The sequence below is a fragment of the Pseudoxanthomonas helianthi genome, from assembly GCF_017939625.1.
In the GTDB taxonomy this organism is placed as follows: domain Bacteria; phylum Pseudomonadota; class Gammaproteobacteria; order Xanthomonadales; family Xanthomonadaceae; genus Pseudoxanthomonas_A; species Pseudoxanthomonas_A helianthi.
Window position 1 is genome coordinate 81,062 of record NZ_JAGKTC010000003.1, and the last position, 23,217, is coordinate 104,278.

17 protein-coding genes are annotated in these 23,217 nt (G+C 66.9%); 7 read left to right on the forward strand and 10 right to left on the reverse strand.

What is annotated here, in order from left to right:
• Nucleotides 1-64 precede the first annotated feature (64 nt).
• On the forward strand, nucleotides 65-1,261 hold the full coding sequence (locus J5837_RS12415) for an acyl-CoA dehydrogenase family protein (RefSeq protein ID WP_244755942.1): 1,197 nt from the start codon (nucleotides 65-67) through the stop codon (nucleotides 1,259-1,261).
• Nucleotides 1,262-1,613: 352 nt separating this feature from the next.
• On the forward strand, nucleotides 1,614-3,485 hold the full coding sequence (locus J5837_RS12420; RefSeq protein WP_210537093.1) for a DUF885 domain-containing protein: 1,872 nt from the start codon (nucleotides 1,614-1,616) through the stop codon (nucleotides 3,483-3,485).
• A 31-nt stretch (nucleotides 3,486-3,516) separates the two neighbouring features.
• Here the strand turns inward: J5837_RS12420 and J5837_RS12425 are convergent, their stop codons facing one another.
• From J5837_RS12425 to J5837_RS12460, 8 genes are all read right to left on the reverse strand, one after another.
• Nucleotides 3,517-4,398, reverse strand: coding sequence for a TolB family protein (locus tag J5837_RS12425; RefSeq protein WP_210537094.1), 882 nt, complete (start codon nucleotides 4,396-4,398; stop codon nucleotides 3,517-3,519).
• Between the two features lie 148 nt (nucleotides 4,399-4,546).
• Nucleotides 4,547-6,877, reverse strand: a complete 2,331-nt coding sequence (locus tag J5837_RS12430) for a TonB-dependent receptor (RefSeq protein ID WP_210537095.1) — start codon at nucleotides 6,875-6,877, stop codon at nucleotides 4,547-4,549.
• A gap of 61 nt (nucleotides 6,878-6,938) precedes the next feature.
• Nucleotides 6,939-7,301 (reverse strand): DUF2946 family protein, encoded by a 363-nt coding sequence (locus tag J5837_RS12435; protein WP_210537096.1) that lies wholly within the window; start codon nucleotides 7,299-7,301, stop codon nucleotides 6,939-6,941.
• A gap of 143 nt (nucleotides 7,302-7,444) precedes the next feature.
• Nucleotides 7,445-7,975: a GNAT family N-acetyltransferase gene (locus J5837_RS12440; protein WP_210537097.1), complete on the reverse strand. Its 531-nt coding sequence runs from the start codon at nucleotides 7,973-7,975 to the stop codon at nucleotides 7,445-7,447.
• 125 nt (nucleotides 7,976-8,100) lie between these two features.
• On the reverse strand, nucleotides 8,101-11,250 hold the full coding sequence (locus J5837_RS12445; RefSeq protein ID WP_210537098.1) for a multidrug efflux RND transporter permease subunit: 3,150 nt from the start codon (nucleotides 11,248-11,250) through the stop codon (nucleotides 8,101-8,103).
• 9 nt (nucleotides 11,251-11,259) lie between these two features.
• Nucleotides 11,260-12,456, reverse strand: coding sequence for an efflux RND transporter periplasmic adaptor subunit (locus J5837_RS12450; RefSeq protein ID WP_210537099.1), 1,197 nt, complete (start codon nucleotides 12,454-12,456; stop codon nucleotides 11,260-11,262).
• Between the two features lie 42 nt (nucleotides 12,457-12,498).
• Entirely contained in the window at nucleotides 12,499-13,152 is a 654-nt protein-coding gene (locus J5837_RS12455) for a TetR/AcrR family transcriptional regulator (RefSeq protein WP_210537100.1), read from the reverse strand.
• Nucleotides 13,153-13,175: 23 nt separating this feature from the next.
• Nucleotides 13,176-13,385, reverse strand: coding sequence for a hypothetical protein (locus J5837_RS12460; RefSeq protein ID WP_210537101.1), 210 nt, complete (start codon nucleotides 13,383-13,385; stop codon nucleotides 13,176-13,178).
• A gap of 142 nt (nucleotides 13,386-13,527) precedes the next feature.
• Between J5837_RS12460 and J5837_RS12465 the strand changes: the two genes are divergently transcribed.
• The 5 genes from J5837_RS12465 to J5837_RS12485 all read left to right on the forward strand — a co-directional run bounded on the left by J5837_RS12465 (nucleotide 13,528) and on the right by J5837_RS12485 (nucleotide 21,647).
• Nucleotides 13,528-18,558, forward strand: a complete 5,031-nt coding sequence (locus J5837_RS12465; RefSeq protein ID WP_210537102.1) for an NAD-glutamate dehydrogenase — start codon at nucleotides 13,528-13,530, stop codon at nucleotides 18,556-18,558.
• Between the two features lie 90 nt (nucleotides 18,559-18,648).
• Nucleotides 18,649-19,257 carry a hypothetical protein gene (locus J5837_RS12470; RefSeq protein WP_210537103.1) on the forward strand — a complete coding sequence of 203 codons (609 nt, stop codon included), beginning with the start codon at nucleotides 18,649-18,651 and terminating at the stop codon, nucleotides 19,255-19,257.
• 26 nt (nucleotides 19,258-19,283) lie between these two features.
• Nucleotides 19,284-20,054 carry an NAD kinase gene (locus tag J5837_RS12475; RefSeq protein ID WP_210537104.1) on the forward strand — a complete coding sequence of 257 codons (771 nt, stop codon included), beginning with the start codon at nucleotides 19,284-19,286 and terminating at the stop codon, nucleotides 20,052-20,054.
• A 107-nt stretch (nucleotides 20,055-20,161) separates the two neighbouring features.
• On the forward strand, nucleotides 20,162-20,677 hold the full coding sequence (locus tag J5837_RS12480) for a hypothetical protein (protein WP_210537105.1): 516 nt from the start codon (nucleotides 20,162-20,164) through the stop codon (nucleotides 20,675-20,677).
• Between the two features lie 49 nt (nucleotides 20,678-20,726).
• Entirely contained in the window at nucleotides 20,727-21,647 is a 921-nt protein-coding gene (locus J5837_RS12485) for a 5'-nucleotidase (RefSeq protein WP_210537106.1), read from the forward strand.
• A 121-nt stretch (nucleotides 21,648-21,768) separates the two neighbouring features.
• Here the strand turns inward: J5837_RS12485 and J5837_RS12490 are convergent, their stop codons facing one another.
• A complete protein-coding gene (locus J5837_RS12490) occupies nucleotides 21,769-22,305 on the reverse strand; it encodes a DUF2939 domain-containing protein (protein ID WP_210537107.1) in 537 nt (178 codons plus the stop codon).
• A gap of 119 nt (nucleotides 22,306-22,424) precedes the next feature.
• Nucleotides 22,425-23,111 (reverse strand): DUF2461 domain-containing protein, encoded by a 687-nt coding sequence (locus tag J5837_RS12495; RefSeq protein WP_210537108.1) that lies wholly within the window; start codon nucleotides 23,109-23,111, stop codon nucleotides 22,425-22,427.
• Nucleotides 23,112-23,217 lie beyond the last annotated feature (106 nt).

Here is a 23,217-nt window from a genome sequence, read left to right on the forward strand (position 1 = left end):
TTCCTATCGCGATATAAAGATATTCTGTTCCCCGACCCGGCCGGGGTCAAGCCGCAAGGGGCGAATGGTTACAATTGCACCCATTGCCTTGGACTTGGAACGGAGTGGGGACGTGGATTTCGGCTATACCGAAGAGCAGTTGATGATCCAGGACGTGGCCCGGCGCATCGCCCAGGAGAAGATCGCGCCCAGCGCCGAGCACCACGACCGCACCGGCGAATTCCCGCTCGACAACATCCGCCTGCTCGGCGAAAACGGCCTGATGGGCATCGAAGTGCCGGAGGAATACGGTGGCGCGGGCATGGATCCGGTCGCCTACGTACTGGCGATGGTCGAGATCGCCGCCGGCGATGCGGCGCACAGCACCATCGTGTCGGTGAACAACTCGCTGTTCTGCAACGGCATCCTCAAGTTCGGCACCGAGGAGCAGAAGCAGAAGTACGTGCGCGCCATCGCCGAAGGCCGCGAGATCGGTGCCTTCGCCCTGACCGAGCCGCAGTCCGGTTCCGACGCCACCGCGATGCGTTGCCGCGCGGTGAAGCAGGCCGATGGCAGCTTCGTGATCAACGGCAAGAAGAGCTGGATCACCTCCGGCCCGGTCGCGAAGTATTTCGTCCTGTTCGCGATCAGTGAACCCGAAAAGGGCGCGCGCGGCATCACCGCGTTCCTGATCGATGGCGACAAGCCCGGCTTCCACCGTGGCAAGACCGAGCCGAAGCTCGGCATCCGCGCGTCGGCGACCTGCGAGATCGAATTCACCGACTACGTCGTCCAGCCGGAAGACGTGCTGGGCATGGAGGGCGAGGGCTTCAAGATCGCGATGGGCGTGCTCGACGCCGGCCGCATCGGCATCGCCTCGCAGGCCATCGGCATCGCCCGCGCCGCCTACGAGAAGACCATCGAGTACGTGAAGGAGCGCAAGGCCTTCGGCGCACCGATCGGCACCTTCCAGATGACCCAGGCCAAGATCGCCGACATGAAGTGCAAGCTGGATGCGGCCCTGCTGCTGACCCTGCGCGCGGCGTGGGTGAAGGCGCAGGGCGGGCGTTTCAGCAACGAGGCGGCCATCGCCAAGCTGACCGCTTCGGAAGCGGCGATGTGGATCACCCACCAGGCGGTGCAGATCCACGGCGGCATGGGCTATTCGAAGGAAATGCCGCTGGAGCGCTATTTCCGCGATGCCAAGATCACCGAGATCTACGAGGGTACGTCGGAAATCCAGCGCCTGGTCATTGCGCGGAACGAGACCGGGTTGCGCTGAGCCGTCTTTGCTCACGATCCCGCGTCTTTCAACAGCCGAATGGCTGGTCAAGCAGGGTCGCTTTTCAATGGCCCAGGTGACGGGTCGTCCAATGGCTTCCCAGTGGGAGCGACATAAGTCGCGAATATCGAAGCGACTGGCTTCCACTCGCCATCAAAATCGGGGCCGCTTGATCTCGCCCCCACTCCCATCCTGGAACTCACAGGCGTTGGGCAGCCTGCGGCTTCGATATTCGCGACTTACGTCGCTCCCACGCCCAGTTTCCTGGCCGGCCAAGCTTTCGTCATGGGACGGCGAAGGGGCCGTGGGCTAGAGTGCGGCCACCCCTCTGCCCGAATTCCCGGAGAAACCGATGCGCAAGACCCTGATCGTCTGTGCCATTGCCCTGGCCCTGGCCGCCTGCGACCGTACCGCCACGCCTGAAGCCGGTCGTCCGGCCGCCGCCACGACCGCTTCCGCCGCCGACATCACCGCGGAAACCGCGCGGTTGAACCAGTGGTTCGAGAAGAAGTACGAGGAACAACTGCACTTCAGCCCGATCCAGCTGACCTTCCAGGGCCGCAAGGACCTGTATGACCAGTTGGACGACATGTCCGAAAAGGCCCAGCGCGACCAGGTGGCCTGGCAGAAGGCGAGCGTGGAGGAGATGGAGAAGTCCTTCGACTACGCCAAGCTCGACGACGAGGCCAAGCTTTCCTACGACTTGTGGAAGCTGCAGTACGAGAACGCGCGCGACGGCTTGCCGTTCCTCGTCGACGGTTACGCCTTCGACCAGATGAACGGCGCGCAGAACTTCCTGCCGACCTTCCTGATCAGCTTCCACAAGGTCGAAGACGAGGCGGACTACAAGGCCTACGTGTCGCGGATCGCGGCCACCGGGCGTGCCTTCGACCAGTTGCTGGAACGCGCGCGCGCTTCCGCCAAGCAAGGCATCCGCCCGCCCAAGTTCGCCTATGAAGGCGTGATCGAGCAGTCGAAGAAGGTCATCGCCGGCGCGCCTTTCGCCGCGGGCAAGGACTCGGCGATCTGGGCCGACGCCCAGGCCAAGGCGGACGAGCTGGTGAAGGCGGGCAAGATCGACGCGGCGCGCGCCGCCGCGCTGAAGGAAGACGCGCGCAAGGCGCTGCTGGAGCAGTTCAAGCCGGCCTACGAGCGTGTCATCGCGTGGAGCGAGGAAGAGCTGCCGAAGGCCGCGGTCAACGCCACCGGCGTGGGCGTCACCCATCCGAACGGCAAGGCGTATTACGAGTACCAGCTGCGCCAGATGACCACCACCGACATGACGGCCGAACAGATCCACGAGCTGGGCCTGAAGGAAGTGGCACGGATCAAGGGCGAGATGACCGCGTTGAAGGACAAGGTGGGCTTCAAGGGCGACCTGCAGGCCTTCTTCCACTTCATCGATACCGACCCGCAGTTCAAGTTCCCGAACACCGATGCGGGGCGCAAGGCCTACCTCGATGAGGCTACGCGCGACATCGACAACATCAAGAAGGTGCTGCCGAAGTATTTCGGCCTGCTGCCGAAGGCCGACCTCGTGGTCAAGCGGGTGGAGCCGTTCCGCGAACAGGATGGCGCTGCGCAGCACTATTACCCCGGCACGCCGGACGGTTCGCGCCCGGGCGTTTACTACGCGCATCTTTCGGACATGAACGCGATGCCGAAGCCCGAGCTGGAAGTGATCGCGTACCACGAAGGCATTCCGGGCCACCACATGCAGATTTCGATCGCCCAGGAACTGACCGGCGTGCCGAAATTCCGCACCCAGGCGGGGTTCACCGCCTATGCCGAAGGCTGGGGGCTGTACGCGGAATGGCTGGCCAAGGAAATGCCGGGCACCTACCAGGATCCGTATTCGGAATTCGGCCGCTTGAGTTCGGAAATGTGGCGCGCGATCCGCCTGGTGGTGGATACCGGCTTGCACGCCAAGGGTTGGACCGAGGAGCAGGCCGTCGAATACTTCCACGCCAACAGCGCGGTGCCGCTGACCGCGATCAAGTCGGAAGTGCGGCGTTACCTGATCATGCCGGGCCAGGCCACCGCCTACAAGGTCGGCATGATCCGCATCCAGGAACTGCGCAAGAAGGCCGAAACCGAACTGGGCGACAAGTTCGACATCCGGGGCTTCCACGACGCCGTGCTCGGCGGCGGTGCGTTGCCGTTGACCCTGCTCGAACGTCGCGTCGACCAGTGGGTCGCGAAGCAAAAGGCGAAGAAGGCCTGATCCGGCCGCTCAGGCCAGAGCGGATGCGCCGCTAGACGCATCCGCTCTGGCCGGTCACCGTCGGGGTGCGCACGCGATAGATGTCCTGCTTGCCCGCAGTCGGCGCTTTCGCGATGCCGTTGACCAGCATTTCGCCCGGCCTGGAAAGATCGACCGACGGTCCGTAGGTATTGTCCTGCGGACCATTGAACGCCAGCGCCCACGGCTGCGGATCGACATAGCGCTCGCCGTCGCATTGCGCCAGCAGCAGGCGCACCGGATCCTTGGCGATGTCCCTGGCGTAGGCGTACACGATCGCCTTGCCGTCCTCAATCCAGGCGGCGTCGAATTCGTCGCCGGGCGTATTGACGCCGGGCACCGGCCGGGGAGCGGTGAAGGCCTTGCCGTCCCAATGCGCCATCAGCAGATCGTGGCCGCCGGCGCCGCCGAAGCTGTCGCTGGCGAACAGCAGATGCTCGCCATCGTGGGTGGTCGCCGGCGCCCATTCGTCGCCCTTGCCGTTGACGCCGGGGCCGAGGTTTTCCGGCGTGCCGAAGTCGCCGTCGGCCAGCACGGCGGCGCGATACAGATCGTCGCCGCCGAAACCGCCTTCGCGATTGGAGAAGAAGTACAGCCACTTGCCGTCGGCGCTGAAGAACGGGTCGAACTCCTTGGCCGGGGTGTCGATCGAAAGCGGTCGCGGATCGGCCCAATGGCCGTCGCGTTTGGTCGCCTGCCACAGATCGTAGCTGCCCGGGCTGCCGGCGCGTTCGCCGGTACCCCAGACGATGCGCCGCCCGTCCGGGCTGACGCTGGCGCGCACCTCGCGTTGCGGCGTGGACACCACGCCCATGCCCTCGATGCTGAATTCCTGCGGCACGGCCGAGCCGCAGGCCAACAACGACGCCAGTACCACCGACTTTCGTATCGCCATCGCGCTTCTCCCGGCAGGTCGCGGTGGAGACTAGTGCAGGGCGTCGGTCGCGGACAAGTGCGATCCGGCACGTGGCTGGACGCGCACTGGCGACGCGTGTTCCGGTTTACGCAATGTGAAAAGCCCCGGTACGGCCGGGGCTTTTCTTTCAGTAGTCGTAGCGGAGTTCCGCCGACCAGGTGCGCTGGTTGTAGGGATGGAAGTTCCAGTAGGTCCGGTTGGCCAGGTTGTCCACGCCCAGCGCACCGCTCCAGTGCGCGTCGTGTCGGTAGCGCACGCGCGCGTCGGCGACCAGGAACCGGCTGGTGCCGGTATAGGCGTCGCCGTGCAGGTCCGCGTTGTCCTGCGTGTTGAACTGCCGGCCGCTATAGCGCAGGCCGCCGGTGAAACTCCAGCGATCGCCCGGATGCCACGTCGCCAGCAGGTTGGCGCGCCAGCGCGGCACGCGCGGCTGCCACTTGCCTTCGCTGGCCGGGAAGTTGCGGTTCTCGCGGATCACCGAATCGGCGAAGGTCAGGCTGGCGGCCAGGTCGAGGTCGTCCAGGCCGATGCCGGTCAGCTCCGTCGCCAGCTCGGCGCCGCTGGTGCGTATCGCGTCGACGTTCTGGATGCTGGTGACGTTCGGCGTCACGGTCACGTTGGTCTGCGAGTACAGCGCATCGCGGGTGCGTTCGTGGAAGAGCGTCGCCCGGAAGCGCCCATGTTCCAGGCGGCGTACCCACGAAAGTTCCGAAGTGACCGAACGCTCCGGTGCCAGGTCCGGGTCGTTGTTGACGATGACGTTCGTCGCGATGCTGCCCTGGTACAACTCGCTGACCGTGGGAAAACGCACGGCGCGGCCGATCGAAGCCTTCAGCGACCAGACGGGCGAGGGCGCGAACTCGACCGCGGCCTTCGGCGACAGCGCGTTCTCCCGTCGGCGCGGGAAGCCGAGTTCCGATACCGCGTTGGCAATCCGGCCATCGCGCGCCGTCCAATGCTCCGCACGCAAGCCGAACGTGCCGGTCCAGCGCGAAGACCATCGCCAGGTGTCCTGCACGAAGGCGCTGCGCAGTCCGGTGGTGCCGGCGAAGGCGGAATATCGCGTTCGCGGAATGCCGCGAATCCAGTCGCTGGTATCGAAGACCGTGCTGCGCAGTTCGAACCGATCGTCCTGCAGGCCGAATTCGAGCGTGTGCGACGGGTCGGGTTGCCATGTCGCACGCGCATTGGCCGTGGTCCAGCCGGTGCCATGGCCATCGGCGATGCGGCCCGCGCCGCCGGTGTCCGCCGCGGGCCGGGCGAGCAGCGGCGAACGCAACAGGTCTTTCGCATAGTCGAAGCGGCTCCACGCCAGCAGGTAATCCCATCCGCCGCCACTGCGCCTCAGCGTCAGGCCGTGCATCCGTTGTTCCTGTCCGGCGCGCTGCAGGGAAATGGCCGTCGGCGCCAGCGTGTAGCGGCGACCGTCGATCAGCACGTGGCCGGCATGCACGGGCCTGCCGGCGGCGTCGCGCAGATAGGCCTGCGAATCGCGCAGGACCTCGTTCTTCCACAACCCGAACACATAGCTCAGGCGCAGCTCCGGGGTGAAGTCGTAGGCCAGCTTCAACTTGGCCTGGTCCTGCACGGTATGGGTCTGTCCGCTGGCGCCGACCAGCCACCAGGGTTGGTTGCGTGGATTCGATCCGGCAACGGCGCCGTCCACCGCGGTGCCGCCCCCGGTCGTGCCCGCGCTTTCGGGCAAGGTCGCGAACGCGATCGGATGCGCATCGCTGTCGAGGCGGTTCAGCGACACCCAGGCCGAAAACCCGCCCCAGCGGTTGCCGAGCGAAGCCGAGGTGGATCGGGCGGGATAGACCGCCTCGGTGCCGTACAGGCGGAAGCGTTCGCGGTAATGGCCGTATTTGAGGTGCGCCTCGAAGCGTTCGGGCATGCGGGTGACGTAATCGACCACGGCGCCGGCCGAGTTGCCGGAATAGGCGGCGGAGAACGGGCCGTACAACACGTCGACGCGTTCGATTTCCTCCGGCGCGACCAGACCCCAGCGTGGGGTGAACGATGCGCCGTTGCCGAGCAGGTTGGACAGCAGGATGCCGTCGGCGTAGACCAGCGACCGCGCGCTGTTGCCGGTGCCGGAAGCGCGGGTCGCCAGCACGGCATGGTCGTAGTCGCCGATGTAGCGCTTGCGCACCAGCAAGCTGGGGAAATACTTCAGCGCGTCCTCGGCGTCGGTGGCGTTGATCCGGTCGCGGATCTCCGCGCCGGTGATGCCTTCCATCGTGGTGGGGATGCGCGCCGGCAGCGAGGTGGGTTGCGGGCCGCGTACCCGGATCGTGCCGAAAGTGGTGGTTTCGCCATCGCCGGATCGCGGTTCGCCGGAGGATTGCGGCTCCGCGCCTCTGTTGGCTGCGCGGGCGGGAAAGGCGGGAAGCAAGGCCATGGCAACGGCCACGGCCAACAGCGATGCGCGCGGCATCGCGAAGCGGTAGTTCGACATCGAAGACTCCGAAAGTCACGAAGGCGCGCAGGGCGGAAGCCTTGCGCGGATTAGTGGTCCTTCAGAGAGCGAGCGGCGGTCCTCGCGAGCCGAGGCCGCAGGGATGCCAGCGGAACGCGGGCGGCGACAGCAGGCGACGCGGATGGAACGCGCCGACGATGCGCGGGAACACCAGAGCGATGCACAGCGCCAGCGAAGCGATCGCGTTGAGCACGGGGCAATAGGGGCAGTCGTCGCCCATCGGCATGTCGCCGGCGGGTTGCGGGGTCTTCGCCCCGGCATCGCCGAGGTCCAGCTTGACCAGCTTGAGTCCGGCCGTGGTGCACATCTGCGACCAGACGCTTCCGGCCGCACCGTCGCCCGCGGCGAGCAGCCGGCTCGCGACCGGCATGAGCACGAGCAGCAGCAGGGCGAGCAGCGCCATCAGGCCCATTCGACGTTGGAAGGCGTGCGATCGCATTCGCGGCGATTCTATCCCGCCGCCGCGCGTTGCGGTTTCCGCCATGTAAAAAGCCCCGGTCGATCCGGCTTTTTTTCTCGCCGGACCAACGCATCGAGGAACGGCGCCTATGCGAGCGCCTTGCCCATCCGCACCAGCGGCACCGGCGCGCCGCCGCGCCGATCGACGACATCCTCGATCGGCGAATAACCGCAAGCGCGATACAGCGGTACGCCGGCCAGCGTCGCCATCATCTCGGCGCGGCGGAAGCCTTCATGCCGCGCAGCTTCCTCGCATAGGGTCAGGATCAGCCGGCCGACGCCTTTGCGCGCGTGGCCGGGATGGGTGTACATCGCGCGGATTCGCGCCGGCTCCCTTGCGGGATCGAGCAGCGCCGCATCGCGGCCGGGCGAGTGGTCGCCGCCGTACAGGGTCGCGCGCCGACTCCAGCCGCCGCAACCGGCAAGTTGGCCGTCGGTCTCCACGATGAAATAGGTGCCATCGTCGATCAGCTGCGTATCCAGCCCCATGATCGCACGGCTCGAGGCGATCTGCCCGGCGTCGAGGAAATCCTTCTGCAGTTCGGAGATGGCGGCGTCCATCAAGGCCTTCAGCGCATCGAGGTCGCTGTGGCGGGCGAGTCGGTGGGTGAGAAGCATGGCGGAGGCGAGATGATTTTTCGGCGGACGGAATGGGAGCGCGGATCGCCCGCTCATCGTACCGTGCCGCCAATAAAGAAAAACCCCGGCTTTCGCCGGGGTTTCCGTTTCAGGCCACTGCCAGATCAATCGCCCTGGTGCTGATGCGCCAGATACTCCTTCGAGGGCTCGTCCAGCTTGTCGCCCAGCACGCGGCGCACGGCGATGAAGAACACCGGGATCAGCAGCAGGCCGAGGAAGGTGGCGAACATCATGCCGCCGATCACGCCGGTGCCGATCGCGTGGCGGGCGTTGGCGCCGGCGCCGGTGGACAGGGCCAGCGGGGTCACGCCGAGGATGAAGGCCAGCGAGGTCATCAGGATCGGGCGGAAGCGCAGACGCGCTGCCTCGATGGTGGCCTCGCGCAGGGTCTTGCCCTCGCGGCGTTGCTCCACGGCGAATTCGACGATCAGGATCGCGTTCTTCGCCGCCAGGCCGATGATGGTGATCAGGCCGATCTTGAAGAAGATGTCGTTGGACAGTCCGCGCGCGAGCGAGAACACGATCGCGCCGAGCACGCCCAGCGGCACCACCAACAGCACCGCGACCGGGATCGACCAGCTCTCGTACAGCGCCGACAGGCACAGGAACACCACCAGGATCGACAGCGCCAGCAGCAGGGTGGCGGTGTTGCCGGACAGGATTTCCTGGTACGACAAGCCCGACCAGTCGTAGCCGAAGCCCTGCGGCAGGTCCTTGTTGACGATGTCCTCCATCTCCTTCATCGCTTCGCCGGAGCTGTGTCCCGGCGCCTGCGAGCCGACGATGTTGACCGCCGCGTAGCCGTTGTAGCGGGTCAGCGCCGGCGGGGCGGTGATCCATTGCGGCTTGACCACGTTGCTCAGCGGGATCATCGAACCGTCGGCGGCCAGCGTGCTGGGCGTGTAGAAGTGGCTCAGCGAATCCGCGCCCATGCGGTACGGAGAATCCGCCTGCATGGTCACCCGCTTGATGCGGCCGTCGTAGAAGAAGTCGTTGACGTACACCGGCGACAGCATCAGCTGGATGGTGTTGAACACGTCGGAGACCGAGATGCCCATCGACTGTGCCTGCACCCGATCCACCGACAGCTTGAGCTGCGGCGCAGGTTCGAGCTCATTCGGCCGCACGCCGGTCAGCGCCGGGCTGGCCTGCGGGTTGTTGGCCTTGCCCAGCAGTTGGCCGGTCGCCTGCATCAGCGCCTCGCGGCCCTTGCCCGAGCGGTCCTGCAGGTACATGTCGAAGCCGCCGAACTGGCCCAGGCCGTTCACGGTGGGCAGGTTGACCACGAAGATCTGCGCTTCCTTGATCCCGAACAGCGCGCCATTGGCCTGCTGGATGAAACTGGTCGCGTCGATCTTGCGTTCGTCCCAGGGCTTCAACTTGATGAAGCCCATGCCGACGTTTTCGCCCTGACCGACGAAGCTGAAGCCGGTGACTTCGAACAGGCCGTCGAAGCCCTCCATCTTGCTCAGCTGGGTGCGTACCTGGTGGAACACCTTCTGCGTGCGCTGCATGGTCGCGCCCGGCGGCAGCTGCACGATGGCCAGCGCGTAGCCCTGGTCTTCCTCGGGCAGGAAGCTGCCTTTCATGTTGGTGAAAAGGAAGCCGCACAGCGCCGCCAGCAGGGCGAACACCAGCATCCAGCGCGGCGCGTGCTTCACCGCCGAACCGATGTGGCCCACATAGGTGTGGCTGATCTTGTCGTAGTACTTGTTGAACCAGCGGAACACCGCATGGCGGCTCTCGTGGTGCCCGGTCGGCTTCAGCATGGTCGCGCACAGCGCCGGGGTGAAGCCCAGCGCGAGGAACGCCGAGAACAGCATCGCGATGGCGATGGTCAGGGCGAACTGCTTGTAGATCTCGCCGGCGCTGCCGCCCTGCAGGGCGCTGGGGATGAACACCGCCGACAGCACCAGGGTGATGGCGATGACCGCGCCGCTGATCTGGTGCATGGCCTTGATCGTCGCGTCGCGCGGCGACAGGTTTTCCTCGGTCATGATGCGCTCGACGTTCTCGATCACCACGATCGCGTCGTCGACCACGATGCCGATGGCCAGCACCATGCCGAACAGGGTCAGCTGGTTGATGGTGAAGCCGACTACGGTCATGCCGAGGAAGGTGCCGAGCAGCGCCACCGGGATGACCAGGGTCGGGATGATGGTGGCGCGGAAGTTCTGCAGGAACACCAGCATCACCAGGAACACCAGCACGATCGCCTCGAACAGGGTCTTCACCACTTCCTCGATCGAGATCTTGACGAAGTCGGTGGTGTCGTACGGCACGAACCAGGTCACGCCGGGCGGGAAGCTGGCGGACAGCTCGCCCATCTTGCTGCGCACCGCCTCCGCGACGTTCAGGGCGTTGGCGCCGGGCAGCAACATCACCGCGAAGCCGGCTGCGGGATCGCCGTTCCAGCGCGTTTCGAAGCCGTAGGCGCCGGCGCCGATGCCGATCTTGGCCACGTCCTTCAGCCGCACCGCCGAACCGTCGGGATTGGCGCGCAGCAGGATGTTGCCGAATTCCTCGGGGCTGGTGAACTTGCCTTCGGCCGAAACCGAGGCGGTGAAGCCCTGGCCGCGCGCGGCCGGTTCCGAACCGATCACGCCGGCGGTGAACTGCACGTTCTGGCTGCGCACCGCGTTCAGTACCTGCGCCGCCGACAGCCCGTAACCCTGCAACTGGTCGGGGTTCAGCCAGATGTTCATCGCGTATTCGCTGCCGAACTGCTGGGTGTTGCCGACGCCCGGCACGCGCGCGATCTGGTCGAGCACGCGCGAGCTGATCAGGTCCTGCAGCGCGTCCATGCCGATGGCCGGGTTGCTGGAACGCAATGCCGGCACCATCAGGAAGCTGGAGCTGGCCTTGGCCACGACGATGCCCTGCTGGGTCACGTCGGAGGGCAGGCGCGGCGTGGCCAGTGAGACCTTGTTCTGCACCTGCACCTGGGCGATGTCGGGGTCGGTGCCGGTCTGGAAGGTCAGGGTGATGCTGACGCCGCCGCTGGCGCTGGACGACGAACTGAAATACAGCAGGTTGTCGATGCCGGTGAGTTGCTGCTCGATGACCTGGGTGACGGCCTTTTCCACCGCCTCGGCGTTGGCGCCGGGATAGCTGGCGTTGACCGTGACCTGCGGCGGGGCGATGCTCGGATACGACTCGATGCCGAGGTTGAAAATGGCGATGATCCCGCCCAGCGAGATCAGGATCGCCACCACCCAGGCGAAGATCGGGTGGTCGATCATGTAACGTGACATGACGGCTCCTTAGTGCTGGGTCGCGGCGGCGGCGGGTGCGCCGGCGGGCGCGGCCTCGGGCTTCCATGGCGTGGTCTTGGCCTTGACCGGCTTGCCGCCCGACATCTGCTGGGCCATGCCGATCGCCTGCAGACCGGTGACGACGACCTGGTCGCCGGCGGCCAGGCCGGAGGAAACCAGCCACTGGCCGTTGCCGGCTTCGCTGATCGTCACGTTCTTGCGCGCGACCGTGCCGTCCTTGCCCACCACCATCGCGTAGGCGCTCGCCGCGTCGCGCTGGATCGCCGCCTGCGGCACCAGGAACGCGCCCTGCTGCTCGCCCAAGGTCGCCTTCAGGGTGACGAAGCTGCCGGGCATCAGCTTGTGTTCCGGATTGGCCACGCGCGCGCGCAACGACACCGCGCCGGTGGACGGATCCACCACGGTGTCGGCGAAGTCGACCGTGCCCGGCTGCGGATAGACGCTGCCATCGCCCAGCACCACGCTGACCGTGGCCTGGCCCTTTCCGGCCAGCGACACGTTGCTGGCGTTGCGCAGGCGTTCCAGTTCGCTGGCGCCGACGGAGAAGTTGACGTACAGCGGATCGATCTGGTCGATCGTGGTCAGCAGGGTCGCGTCGCCGGTGCCGACCAGCGCGCCTTCGGTGACCTGCTGCTTGCCGGCGCGGCCGGAAATCGGCGCGGTGACGCTGGCGTAGCCCAGGTTGATGCGCGCCGCGGTGACGTTGGCCTTGGCCTGCTGCACGGCCGCGGCCGCGCTGCGTTCGGCGGCTTCGGCGTTGTCCAGGTCGGACTTCGACACGAACTTCTGCGGAGCCAGCTGGCGCGCGCGGTTGGCGGAGACGCGGGCATTGGCGTAGCTGGCCTCGGCCGAGGCCAGGCTGGCCTGGGCGGAGCTCAATGCGGCCTGCAGCGGCGCCGGGTCGATCTGGAACAGCAACTGGCCTTCCTTGACGTCGCTGCCTTCCTGGTAGACGCGCTTTTGCAACACGCCGGACACGCGGGCGCGCACGTCGGAGCTGCGGAACGGCGCCAGCCGACCGGCCAGCTCGCGCTGCAACGGCACCGATTGCGGCTGCACGGTGACCACGCCGACTTCCGGCGGGGGCATCTGTTGCTGCGGGGGCGCCTTGCAGGCGGCCAGCGCCAGCGCGAGCACCAGCAACGGGGCGCCGCGAAGCGCAGGGATACGCAGGGAAGCGGTCATGGGGTCTGCTCCGGGATCTAGTTGTTTTTCGGGATTGTCGGATCAAGCTTGTCGAAAACGGTGTGACGGCACAGCGTCGCGCGCATGCGTCGCAGCCGGTGCGAACGCGCGCAGGAAAGCATCGACAACGAATTCCGCCCATTGGCGCCGCGACGCGTCGCTGTCGCGGTAGGGCAGGTTGAAGCGCTGCCGCTCGAAATCCAACCCGCTGATCATGCTCAGCAACAGCTCGGCCGCCATGTGCGGATCGTCATGGCGCAGCTGCCCGCGGCGCATCGCCGCCTGCAGCCAGGCCGCCAACCGTTCCAGCAGCTTTTCGCAGGCGTCGGTGAACAGGCTGCGGGCTTCTTCCGGATACAGGTGGGCCTCGGCGTTGACCAGCTTACAGGCTGCGACCAGGGTCGGGTCGGACAGGCGTTCCAACTGGTCGGTGGCGAAACCGAGCAGGCCGGCGCGCAGGTCGTTGGCGTCCACGTCCAGGCGCACCGTGGCCAGGGCCAGTTCCTCCAGCATCGCGCTGCGCATCAGCGCCTGCTTGCTGCCGAACTGGGAGTACAGGGTCTGCTTGGAGCAGCCGACGCGTTCGGCCACCGCATCCATGCTGAAACGGAAACCGTGTTCCGACATCAGTTGCACAACGGCCTGGCGCACGCGCAAGCGACGCTGGGCAGCGGGGGCGAGGGCGGCGGCGTACATGGCGGTGGACTATACCGTCCAGTTCAAGAAATAACCACCCCGACAAGGCGGGGGATTTCCGGTTTCGTGGCGGCCGTCCCGGAGAAACCGCCGACGGGCTTCGGCATCCGGGCGCCGCCGAACCCGACGATGGCATGAATGGCATCGCGTCCCGACACGGCGCGGCCGGTTCGCGTCGCGCGTGCGATCCGCCGATGGCGAAGCTGTTCGTGGTCGAAATGGATCGTGCGCATTGCGAATCGACGGCGAGGCGAGTCGCATGCGGTTCGTGCAGGCGCGATCCGCCTGCGTTTCATGTCGCTTCGCAGCAATGTTGTCGTCGTACGGGTCGTTACAATGTGCGACTACTTTTTTCTTCATCGAGCCGCGTTGCACATGAGCCGCACCACTCCCGCGAAAAAGCCTGCGAAGAATTCCACCGCGTCTTCCGCCAAGCGCGCGCCTGCCAAGGCGACGAAGGCGCCCGCCAAGGCGCGCGCCGCCGCACCGAAACAGGAGGCCGCCGCGGGCTTCTCGCTGGAGCCGGTGTTCGCCGCGCTGCGCAAGCGCCTGCCGGCCGCACGCGCGGCGGAAGCGGTCGCCTTCGCCGAGGCGTTCTACAAGCGCATGGAAGCCGACGAATACGTGCACCACAGCGCCGACGGCTGGGCTGCGCTGGTCGCCGACATGCTGGACTTCGTCCGCAACCGCAAGCCGGGCACCGCCAACGTGCGCGTGTTCAACGCCACGCAGAAGTCGCATGGCTGGGAATCGCAGCATTCGGTGCTGCAGATCGCCAACGACGACATGCCGTTCCTGGTCGACTCGGTCAGCATGGCGCTGGCCGACCTCGGCGTGGGCGTGCACGTGCTCGGCCATCCGGTGATCCGGGTCGGTCGCGACAAGGCCGGCAAGCTGACCGCGGTCGGCGAGGGCAAGCCCGAATCGATGATGCTGCTGGAGATCGACCGCCAGCCGGCCGAGCAGATGCCGAAGATCGAATCGCGCATCCGCGAAGTGCTGGAACAGGTGCGCGCCATCGTCCAGGACTGGAGCGTGATGCGCGAGAAGATGCTGGCCGTGTCCGACGACCTGGCCACGCGGCGCATGCCGGTCGGCGACGCCGGCCGCCGCGAGGCGCAGGAATTCCTGCGCTGGGCCGCGAACGACCACTTCACCTTCTTCGGCTATCGCGAATACCGCATCGACGGCGGCGTGCTGCACGCGATCGAAGGCAGCGGCCTGGGCCTGCTGCGCGGCGAGGAAAGCTCGCACGCGCGGCCGGTGAAGACCCTGGCCGCGCATTACATGCCGCAGTCCGGTTCGGTCGACACGCTGATCCTGACCAAGACCAATGCGCGTTCCAGCGTGCACCGTCCCGGCAACATGGACTACATCGGCGTGCTGGAATTCGACGCCCAGGGCCGCCCGGTCGCCGAGCAGCGCTTCATCGGCCTCTACACCTCCAGCGCCTACAACCGCCGGCCGTGGGAAATCCCGCTGGTGCGCGAGCGCCACGAACACGTGATGCGCCAGTCCGGCCTGTCGCCGAACAGCCATAGCGGCAAGGCCCTGCGCCACATCCTGGAAACGCTGCCGCGCGAGGAACTGTTCCAGTCCAGCGAAGAGGAACTGACCCGCACCGCGATGGGCATCCTCGGCCTGCAGGAGCGCGTGCGCAGCCGCCTGTTCCTGCGTCGCGACCGCTACGGCCGCTTCTACTCCGCGCTGGTCTACATCCCGCGCGACCGCTTCAACACCGACGTGCGCCTGCGCATCGAGGCGCTGCTGAAGCAGGCGTTGCGCGGCGAGTTCGTCGACACCAACGTGCAGCTCGGCGAATCGCCGCTGGCCCAGTTGCACCTGGTGGTGCGGCCGAAGGTCGGCGACCAGGTCGACGTCGACACCGCCGCGCTGGAACAGGAACTGGCCCACCTGCTGCGCAACTGGCAGGACGACCTGCGCGAAACCCTGATCGCGCGCCGCGGCGAAGGCGAGGGCCTGAAGCTGGCCGCGCGCTTCGGCCGCGCCTTGCCGGCCGGCTACATCGAGTCGGTGTCGGCCGAGGTCGCTGCCAGCGACGTCGAGAACCTCGCCGCGCTGGACGACGGCGACGACCTGCGCCTGAGCCTGCACCGCGCGCGCGCGCCGCTGGCCGGCGAAGGCCCGCTGCGCCTGAACCTGTATCGCCGCAACAGCGACATCCCGCTGTCCGACGTGCTGCCGCTGATGGAAAACATGGGTCTGCGGGTGATCTCCGAACATCCGTACCGGCTGGAGATCGACGGCAGCCCGGCTTACATCCAGCAGTTCGAAGTCGAATCGACCGGTGCGCTCGACCTCGACGCGCGCCACCTCGCCTTCGAAGAGGCCTTCGCCTCGATCTGGCGCGGCGACGCCGAGAACGACGGCTTCAACCGCCTGGTGCTGCGCGCCAGCCTCGGCTGGCGCCAGGTCGCGGTGCTGCGCGCGTACTGCAAGTACCTGATGCAGGCCGGCGTGCCGTTCTCGCAGAGCTACGTCGAATCGACGATGGCCCGCTATCCGTTGCTGGCGCGCTTGCTGGTGGAGCTGTTCGAAGCGCGCTTCGACCCGGCCACCGGCCGCGAGAGCAAGGCCGAGATCAAGCAGGGCCAGGAACGCTTCGCGCAGCAGCTGCGCGGCCTGGCCGGCGGCGACGAAGCCACCCTGGCCGTGCTGCAGGGCGTGATCGATGCTCGCAGCGACAGCCGCGAGCGTCAGGCCGAGGCCATCCACAAGGCGTTGCGCAAGTTGCTCGACGGCGTGTCCAGCCTCGACGACGACCGCATCCTGCGCAGCTACATGGGCGTGATCGACGCGACCCTGCGCACCAACTACTACATCAAGTACCGCGACGGTCTGCGCGCCGACGGCGGCCCCGCCGATTACCTCAGCTTCAAGTTCGACTCGGCCAAGGTGCCCGACCTGCCGAAGCCGCGTCCGTACCGCGAGATCTGGGTCTGCGGCCCGCGCGTCGAAGGCGTGCACCTGCGTTTCGGCCCGGTCGCGCGCGGCGGCCTGCGCTGGTCCGACCGCCGCGAGGATTTCCGCACCGAGGTGCTGGGCCTGGTCAAGGCGCAGATGGTGAAGAACACGGTGATCGTGCCGGTGGGCAGCAAGGGCGGCTTCTTCTGCAAGCAGCTTCCGGATGCCTCGGTCAACCGCGAAGCCTGGTTCAACGAAGGCGTGGCCTGCTACAAGCGCTTCATCAACGGCCTGCTCGACCTGACCGACAACATCGTCGGCGGCAAGATCGTCCCGCCGAACGACGTGGTGCGCCACGACAACGACGACCCGTACCTGGTCGTCGCCGCCGACAAGGGTACCGCGACCTTCTCCGACATCGCCAACGGCATCGCCCGCGCGCACGGCTTCTGGCTCGACGACGCGTTCGCTTCGGGCGGCTCGGTCGGCTACGACCACAAGGGCATGGGCATCACCGCGCGCGGCGCCTGGGAATCGGTCAAGGGCCACTTCCGCGCGATGGGCCGCGACTCGCAGACCCAGGACTTCACCTGCGTGGGCATCGGCGACATGTCCGGCGACGTGTTCGGCAACGGCATGCTGCTGAGCGAACACATCCGCCTGGTCGCCGCGTTCGACCACCGTCACATCTTCCTCGATCCGAACCCGGACGCGGCGAAGTCGTTCAAGGAACGCCAGCGCATGTTCAAGCTGCCGCGCTCCAGCTGGGACGACTACGACCGCAAGCTGATCAGCAAGGGCGGCGGCGTGTTCCCGCGTTCGCTGAAATCGATCGACCTGGCGCCCGAGGCGCGCGCGGCGCTGGGCCTGGCCGACAACGTGAAGTCGCTGTCGCCCAACGAGCTGATGAGCGCGATCCTGAAGGCGCCGGTCGACCTGCTGTGGAACGGCGGCATCGGCACCTACGTCAAGTCCAGCAACGAGATCAACGCCGACGTCGGCGACCGCGCCAACAACGCGATCCGCGTCGACGGCCGCGACCTGCGCTGCAAGGTGGTGGGCGAGGGCGGCAACCTGGGCCTGACCCAGTTGGGCCGCGTCGAGGCCGCGCTGCACGGCGTGCTGCTGAACACCGACTTCATCGACAACTCGGCCGGCGTCGATACCTCCGACCACGAGGTCAACATCAAGATCCTGCTGGGCGGCGTGGTCCAGGCGAAGAAGCTGACCCTCGACGCGCGCAACAAGCTGCTGGCCGAGATGACCGACGAAGTCGCCGAGCTGGTGCTGCGCGACAACTACCGGCAGAACCAGGCGCTCAGCCTGATGGAACGGATGAGCGTGTCGCGCCTGGGTTCCAAGCAGCACTTCATCCAGACCCTGGAAGCGCAGGGCCTGCTCGACCGGCAGATCGAATACCTGCCGTCCGACGCCGAACTGGCCGAACGCAAGGCCCGCGGCATGGGCCTGACCCGGCCCGAGCTGTCGGTGCTGCTGTCGTACTCCAAGCTGGTCGCGTTCCAGCAGTTGCTGGATTCGGACATCCCCGAAGACCCGTACCTGTCGAAGGAGCTGCAGCGCTACTTTCCCGAGCCGCTGCAGAAGAAGTACGCGGCCGAGATGGAGAAGCACCGGCTGAAGCGCGAAATCATCGCCACCGCGGTGACCAACACCACGATCAACCGCATGGGCGCCAGCTTCCTGCTGCGCATGCAGGAGGACACCGGCCGCAGCACGGCGGAAGTGGCGAAGGCCTTCACCATCACCCGCGAGACGCTGGACGCGCGCGCGCTATGGGCCCAGATCGACGCGCTCGACGGCAAGGTCGAGGAAAGCGTGCAGATCGACGCCCTGCAGGTGATCTGGAACCTGCAGCGCTCGTTCACCCGCTGGCTGTTGAACCGCGCCGGCGCGATCCCCGACATCACCGCGGCGGTCAACCGCTACCACGACGGCTTCAACGACATCCGCGCCGCGGGCGGCGTGCTGCCGCCGGCGCTGCGTCCGCCCTACGAAGCCAGCCTGAAGGACTGGAAGGCCAAGGGCGTGCCCAACGCGCTGGCCGAGCAGTTGGCGGCGTTGCCGTACCTGGAGCCTTGCGCCGACATCATCGAAGTGGCACTGGCGCGCAAGCTGAAGCCGGTCGAGGTGTCGAAGGTGCACTACCGCCTCGGCGAAGCCCTGCACCTGCCGTGGCTGCAGGCGCAGATCGACGCGCTGAAGGTCGATGGACGCTGGCATGCGGTCGCACGCGGCGTGCTGCGCGACGAACTGGCCACGCACCAGCGGGCGCTGACCTCGCAGGTGCTGGCGATGCCGGGCGCCACGCCGGACGCCAAGGTCAAGAGCTGGCTGGAACGCGACGACGCCAGCCTGCGCTTCACCATGAACATGCTCAACGAACTGGCCGCGCAGAAGACGCTGGACTACCCCACCGCGTCGGTGGCGGTGCAGCGCCTGTCCCAGCTGGCGAAGGCTTGAACATGATCGCGGGCGGTTGTCCGCTTGCCATCCCACTTGGCTAGAATCGGGGCGATCTTCGGATCGCCCCTTCTTTTTCGGGAATAGCCCATGCGCCGCATCGGATGGTTGGTCGTACTGCTGCTGGTCGCCGGCACGGGTTTCGCGCAGGCGCGCAAGCAGGTCGGGCAAGTGAAGGGCCAGGCCGTGTACGCCGACCAGATCGTCGGCAAGACCGCGCAGGAGCAGGCGGAGGCGGCGCGCAACCTGTTCATGAGGCCCATCGTGCAGGGTTGGGCCAGGCAGCATGCGGCGCAATTCAAGTTGAGCGCGGAGGAGGCCACGCGCCTGGCGGACGATATCCGCGCGTACGCCGCCTGCAGCGGCAACGACTACACGCTGCCCGAGAACCCGGCCATGCGCGACAAGGTCCTGCAGGGCCTGGGCGGCAATATCAAGTTGCAGAAGGCCTTGTACGACGCGTTCGGCGGTGGACGCGTGCTGTTCCAGCAGGGCGGCGTCGAGGCGTTCGACGCAACGCGCAAGCTGCTGGAACAGAAGGAGGCGGCCGGCGAGTTCGCCATCACCGACCCGCAGGTCAGGCAACTGGCCTATGCCTACTGGACCCGCGACCACGGCCCCATGATGCTGTCCGAACCGGGGCAGGTCGCCAGGGCACTGGATCTCCGCTCCGTCGTCGCCCGCTGCCCGAGCAAGTAAGCTGTGCCGATTTGCCGGAGCCACGGATGAGCCAGACGCCCCGCATCGCCTTCCTCGCCAGTCCCACGCCCGAGGCCCAGGAGGCGCTGGCGGACCTGGTCCGCGAGCATGGCGCGCACGAGCCCGACCAGGCCGATGTGCTGTGCGCGCTGGGCGGCGACGGCTTCATGCTGCAGACCCTGCACCGGCACGGCGGACTGGGCAAGCCGGTGTACGGGATGAAGCTGGGCACGGTCGGTTTCCTGATGAACCAGTTCCGCCCGGAAGGCCTGCTGGAGCGCATTGCCGCGGCCGAACCGGCCAAGCTGCGCCCGCTGGAAATGCTTGCCCAGGCCGAATCCGGCGCCAGTACCGCTTCGTTGGCCTACAACGAGGTTTCGCTGCTGCGCCAGACCCGCCAGGCCGCGCACATCCGCATCGACCTCAATGGGCAGACCCGCGTCGACGAGCTGATCTGCGACGGGGTGATGGTGGCCACGCCGGCCGGCAGCACCGCCTACAACTTCTCCGCGCACGGACCGATCCTGCCGCTGGGCTCGAACACCATCGCCCTGACCCCGATCGCGCCGTTCCGGCCGCGGCGCTGGCGCGGCGCCATCCTCAAGGCCGACACCGAGGTACGCTTCCGTGTGCTGGACCCGTACAAGCGTCCGGTCAGCGTCACCGCCGATTCGCACGAAATCCGCGACGTGGTGGAAGTGACCATCCGCGAATCGCGCGACCGCATGGTCACCTTGCTGTTCGATCCCGAGCACAACCTCGAAGAACGCATCCTCAGCGAGCAGTTCGTGGTTTGAGACGCAGTTCCGTTTCCGCGCCGTTTTCGTGATGCCATACTCATTGCCGGGGGAGCGGCGCTAACATCCTGCGTCGCGGTGGGGTCCGGATTTCGGGGTAAGGGGTTATGAAAGCGTCGCAATGGCTTGGCCGTTCGGTGGCCGTGCTGGTTTTGGCCTGCAGCGCGGCTGCGCATGCGCAGAGCTGTGGACTGAACAGCCACCACGTACCGTTCCAGGTGGATGCCGGGACCACGCCGACCGATGTCGACGAGGAAACCGTGCGCGCCCCGGAACTGAAGGCCTTGCGGTTGGACCGGGGCATCGGCGGCGCGCCGGGTACGTGCGACGGTTCGGGCATCCTGACCCTGCGCCTGGACTGGCCTCGCGGCGACTATGCCATCGACCAGGTCGGTTTCGAATTCCGCGTGGTCGCGTCGCAATCGCCGTACGCGGTGTTCCCGGCCGAACCCGTCGCGGTCACCACCGGCGACCGTCGCAGCGAACTGCTGTTCTTCTGGCCCGACGATCCGCCGGGGCGGCAGCAGCCGTTGCGCATGGAAGTCGAGGTGCGGGCGGTGACCCGCAACAACCTGCGCGGTCCGCCGGCGAGGTTGACCATCGATTCGCTGGACCTGGACTGATCCGCGCGGCGTTCTCGCCGGCGGAGACGCCAGCGCGGATAATGCCCGCATGGCCGACAACACCCCCCGACTGCTGACCGTCGCCGTCACTTCGCGCGCGCTGTTCGATCTGGAAGAAAGCCATGCGCTGTTCGAACGCGAAGGCGTCGACGCCTTCAGCGATTACCAGCGCGATCGCGAGGACGACGTGCTGTCGCCCGGGGTCGCCTTCCCGGTGGTGCGCAAGCTGCTGGCATTGAACGCCGGAGCGCCGGCCGATGCGCCCCGGGTCGAGGTGATCCTGCTGTCGCGCAATTCCGCCGATACCGGCCTGCGCATCTTCAATTCGATCCAGCACCACGGCCTGGGCATCGTGCGCGCGGTGTTCACTTCGGGCGAGCCGACCTGGCCCTACGTGAAGCCGTTCGCCGCCAACCTGTTCCTGTCCGCCAACCCCGAATCGGTGCGGCGTGCGCTGGCGCAGGGCATCGCCGCGGCGACCATCCTGCCCGAGGCGAAGACCCCGCAGCAGCGCCACGACCAGTTGCGCATCGCCTTCGACGGCGACGCGGTGATCTTCGGCGACGAAAGCGAGCGGGTCTCGCGCGAGCAGGGCGTCGAGGCCTTCGCCCGCAACGAGCGCGAACGCGCGCGCGAGCCGTTGTCCGGCGGGCCGTTCAAGGGCTTCCTTTCGGCGCTGCACGAACTGCAGGCCGCGTTTCCCAGCGGCGAGGATGCGCCGATCCGCACCGCATTGGTCACCGCGCGCTCCGCGCCTGCGCACGAGCGGGTGATCCGTACCCTGCGCGAATGGGGCGTGCGCCTGGACGAGGCGCTGTTCCTCGGTGGCCGGCACAAGGGGCCCTTCCTCGAGGCGTTCGGCGCCGACCTGTTCTTCGACGATTCCCAGCACAACATCGACAGCGCGCGCCAGCATGTCACCGCCGGGCATGTACCGCACGGCGTCGCCAACGAATCATCCGCCTCGTAGGGCGGGCCCTGGCCCGCCATCGATCAACCCATCTATTTGGATGGCGGGCCAACGCCCACCACTGAATCCCTCCGTTCCGATGACGGCACGGGACTACTCTCGTATCGAGTACGGACAGGCTCTACCGCGGCAAGCGGATGTCGGTCAGCTTCCAGCGCAGGCCCTGGCGGGTGAACACGAACACGATCGGCTTGCCGTCCTCGTCGGTGGTGGTGGCGGTGAAGCGCGAAAGGGATTCGTAGCGGGTTTGCGCCTGCTTCAACGGGTCGGCCGGTATCGGCTTGCCGTAGCTGTCGCCATCGACGGTTTCGCGCAACATCTGTTTCCACAACGAGCGGCCCTGCAGCACGCCGGCGATGCCCAACGGCGTGACCACCGTGTCGACGCCGCGGCCGGCGACGTTGTTGGCGATGGACAGGGCGAATGAGCCGATCACGTTGCCTTGCACGTCCGGGCCCGCCTTGCGCGCCAACCAGTCCTCGACCTGCGCGCGCAGGTTGACCCGCAGCGCGGGGAAATCGACATGCCGCTCCAGCTTGCCCATGTCCTGCTCGGCCAGCGCCTGGCGGATGCCATTGATCGCCAGGTACGGCCCCGCGGCGACGTAGCCGAGCAGGGCCAGCAATACGACGAGAACGAGTGCGATCCATTTTTTCATGTCGATTCTCCGGGCGCCTTCATGTTGTCATCCCGAGCGTAGCGAGGGATCTGTTTTGCCCTTCCTTCGAGTGACCGGCAAAAGCCGATCCCTCGCCATGCCCGGAACGACAGGGAACGTCAGAACTCCAGGTCCAATGCCGCACACAGGTAATCGACGAACGGCCCCAGCGCGGCCAGGTCGGCGGCAACGACCTGGCGCAGTTTCGGCCCGGTGATGGTCGCGTCGTCCAGGTCGCGCCAGAACACGAAGTTCTTGTGCTTGAGGTCCTCGATGAACTCGAAATCCGCCGGGAAGCCGCGTGGCGGCCGGGTCAGCATTTCGCTTTCCTCGAAGTCGAAGCGCTTGCGGAACTTCGCATCGTGCGCGGTGGCCTTCCACGTGCCGGGATTGTCGAAGACGAACTGGCGCACGCGCCGCTGCGTATCCGGCTCCGGATGCCACAGGCCGGCGCCGACGAAGCATTCGCCCGGCTGCAGGTGCAGGTAGAACGACGGCGCCGGCACCTGCTTGCTGCGTTCGTGGAACAGGCGTGCGCCCTGCCAGGGCTTGTAGGGCGCCTTGTCGCCGGAAAAACGCGTGTCGCGATAGATGCGGAACAGCGATCCGCCCACCGGCTTGGGCTCGGCGCGGAAATGCGTGCTGACCTTGGCCAGGTCGGGCTGCAGGTCGGTCAGCAGGCGCTGGAACGGCTGGCGCACGTGTTCCTCGTATTGCGCCTTGTGTGCGGCGAACCAGGTCTTGTCGTTGTGCCGGGCCAGGCCGCGCAGGAACTTGAAGCTGGCATCCGTGAAATAGGTGGTCATGCCATCATCCTAATGTAGGAGCGCACTTCAGTGCGCGACCGCAATCTTTCAGATTCACCGATTTTCCATGCGGCGCCCTTGTCCCGGTCGCGCACTGAAGTGCGCT

Coding starts and splice junctions, on each gene's coding strand:
- J5837_RS12415 (WP_244755942.1), top strand. CDS start 65: ATGGTTACAATTGCACCCATTGCCTTGGACTTGGAACGGAGTGGGGAC.
- J5837_RS12420 (WP_210537093.1), top strand. CDS start 1,614: ATGCGCAAGACCCTGATCGTCTGTGCCATTGCCCTGGCCCTGGCCGCC.
- J5837_RS12425 (WP_210537094.1), bottom strand. CDS start 4,398: ATGGCGATACGAAAGTCGGTGGTACTGGCGTCGTTGTTGGCCTGCGGC.
- J5837_RS12430 (WP_210537095.1), bottom strand. CDS start 6,877: ATGTCGAACTACCGCTTCGCGATGCCGCGCGCATCGCTGTTGGCCGTG.
- J5837_RS12435 (WP_210537096.1), bottom strand. CDS start 7,301: ATGGCGCTGCTCGCCCTGCTGCTGCTCGTGCTCATGCCGGTCGCGAGC.
- J5837_RS12440 (WP_210537097.1), bottom strand. CDS start 7,975: ATGCTTCTCACCCACCGACTCGCCCGCCACAGCGACCTCGATGCGCTG.
- J5837_RS12445 (WP_210537098.1), bottom strand. CDS start 11,250: ATGTCACGTTACATGATCGACCACCCGATCTTCGCCTGGGTGGTGGCG.
- J5837_RS12450 (WP_210537099.1), bottom strand. CDS start 12,456: ATGACCGCTTCCCTGCGTATCCCTGCGCTTCGCGGCGCCCCGTTGCTG.
- J5837_RS12455 (WP_210537100.1), bottom strand. CDS start 13,152: ATGTACGCCGCCGCCCTCGCCCCCGCTGCCCAGCGTCGCTTGCGCGTG.
- J5837_RS12460 (WP_210537101.1), bottom strand. CDS start 13,385: ATGCGCACGATCCATTTCGACCACGAACAGCTTCGCCATCGGCGGATC.
- J5837_RS12465 (WP_210537102.1), top strand. CDS start 13,528: ATGAGCCGCACCACTCCCGCGAAAAAGCCTGCGAAGAATTCCACCGCG.
- J5837_RS12470 (WP_210537103.1), top strand. CDS start 18,649: ATGCGCCGCATCGGATGGTTGGTCGTACTGCTGCTGGTCGCCGGCACG.
- J5837_RS12475 (WP_210537104.1), top strand. CDS start 19,284: ATGAGCCAGACGCCCCGCATCGCCTTCCTCGCCAGTCCCACGCCCGAG.
- J5837_RS12480 (WP_210537105.1), top strand. CDS start 20,162: ATGAAAGCGTCGCAATGGCTTGGCCGTTCGGTGGCCGTGCTGGTTTTG.
- J5837_RS12485 (WP_210537106.1), top strand. CDS start 20,727: ATGGCCGACAACACCCCCCGACTGCTGACCGTCGCCGTCACTTCGCGC.
- J5837_RS12490 (WP_210537107.1), bottom strand. CDS start 22,305: ATGAAAAAATGGATCGCACTCGTTCTCGTCGTATTGCTGGCCCTGCTC.
- J5837_RS12495 (WP_210537108.1), bottom strand. CDS start 23,111: ATGACCACCTATTTCACGGATGCCAGCTTCAAGTTCCTGCGCGGCCTG.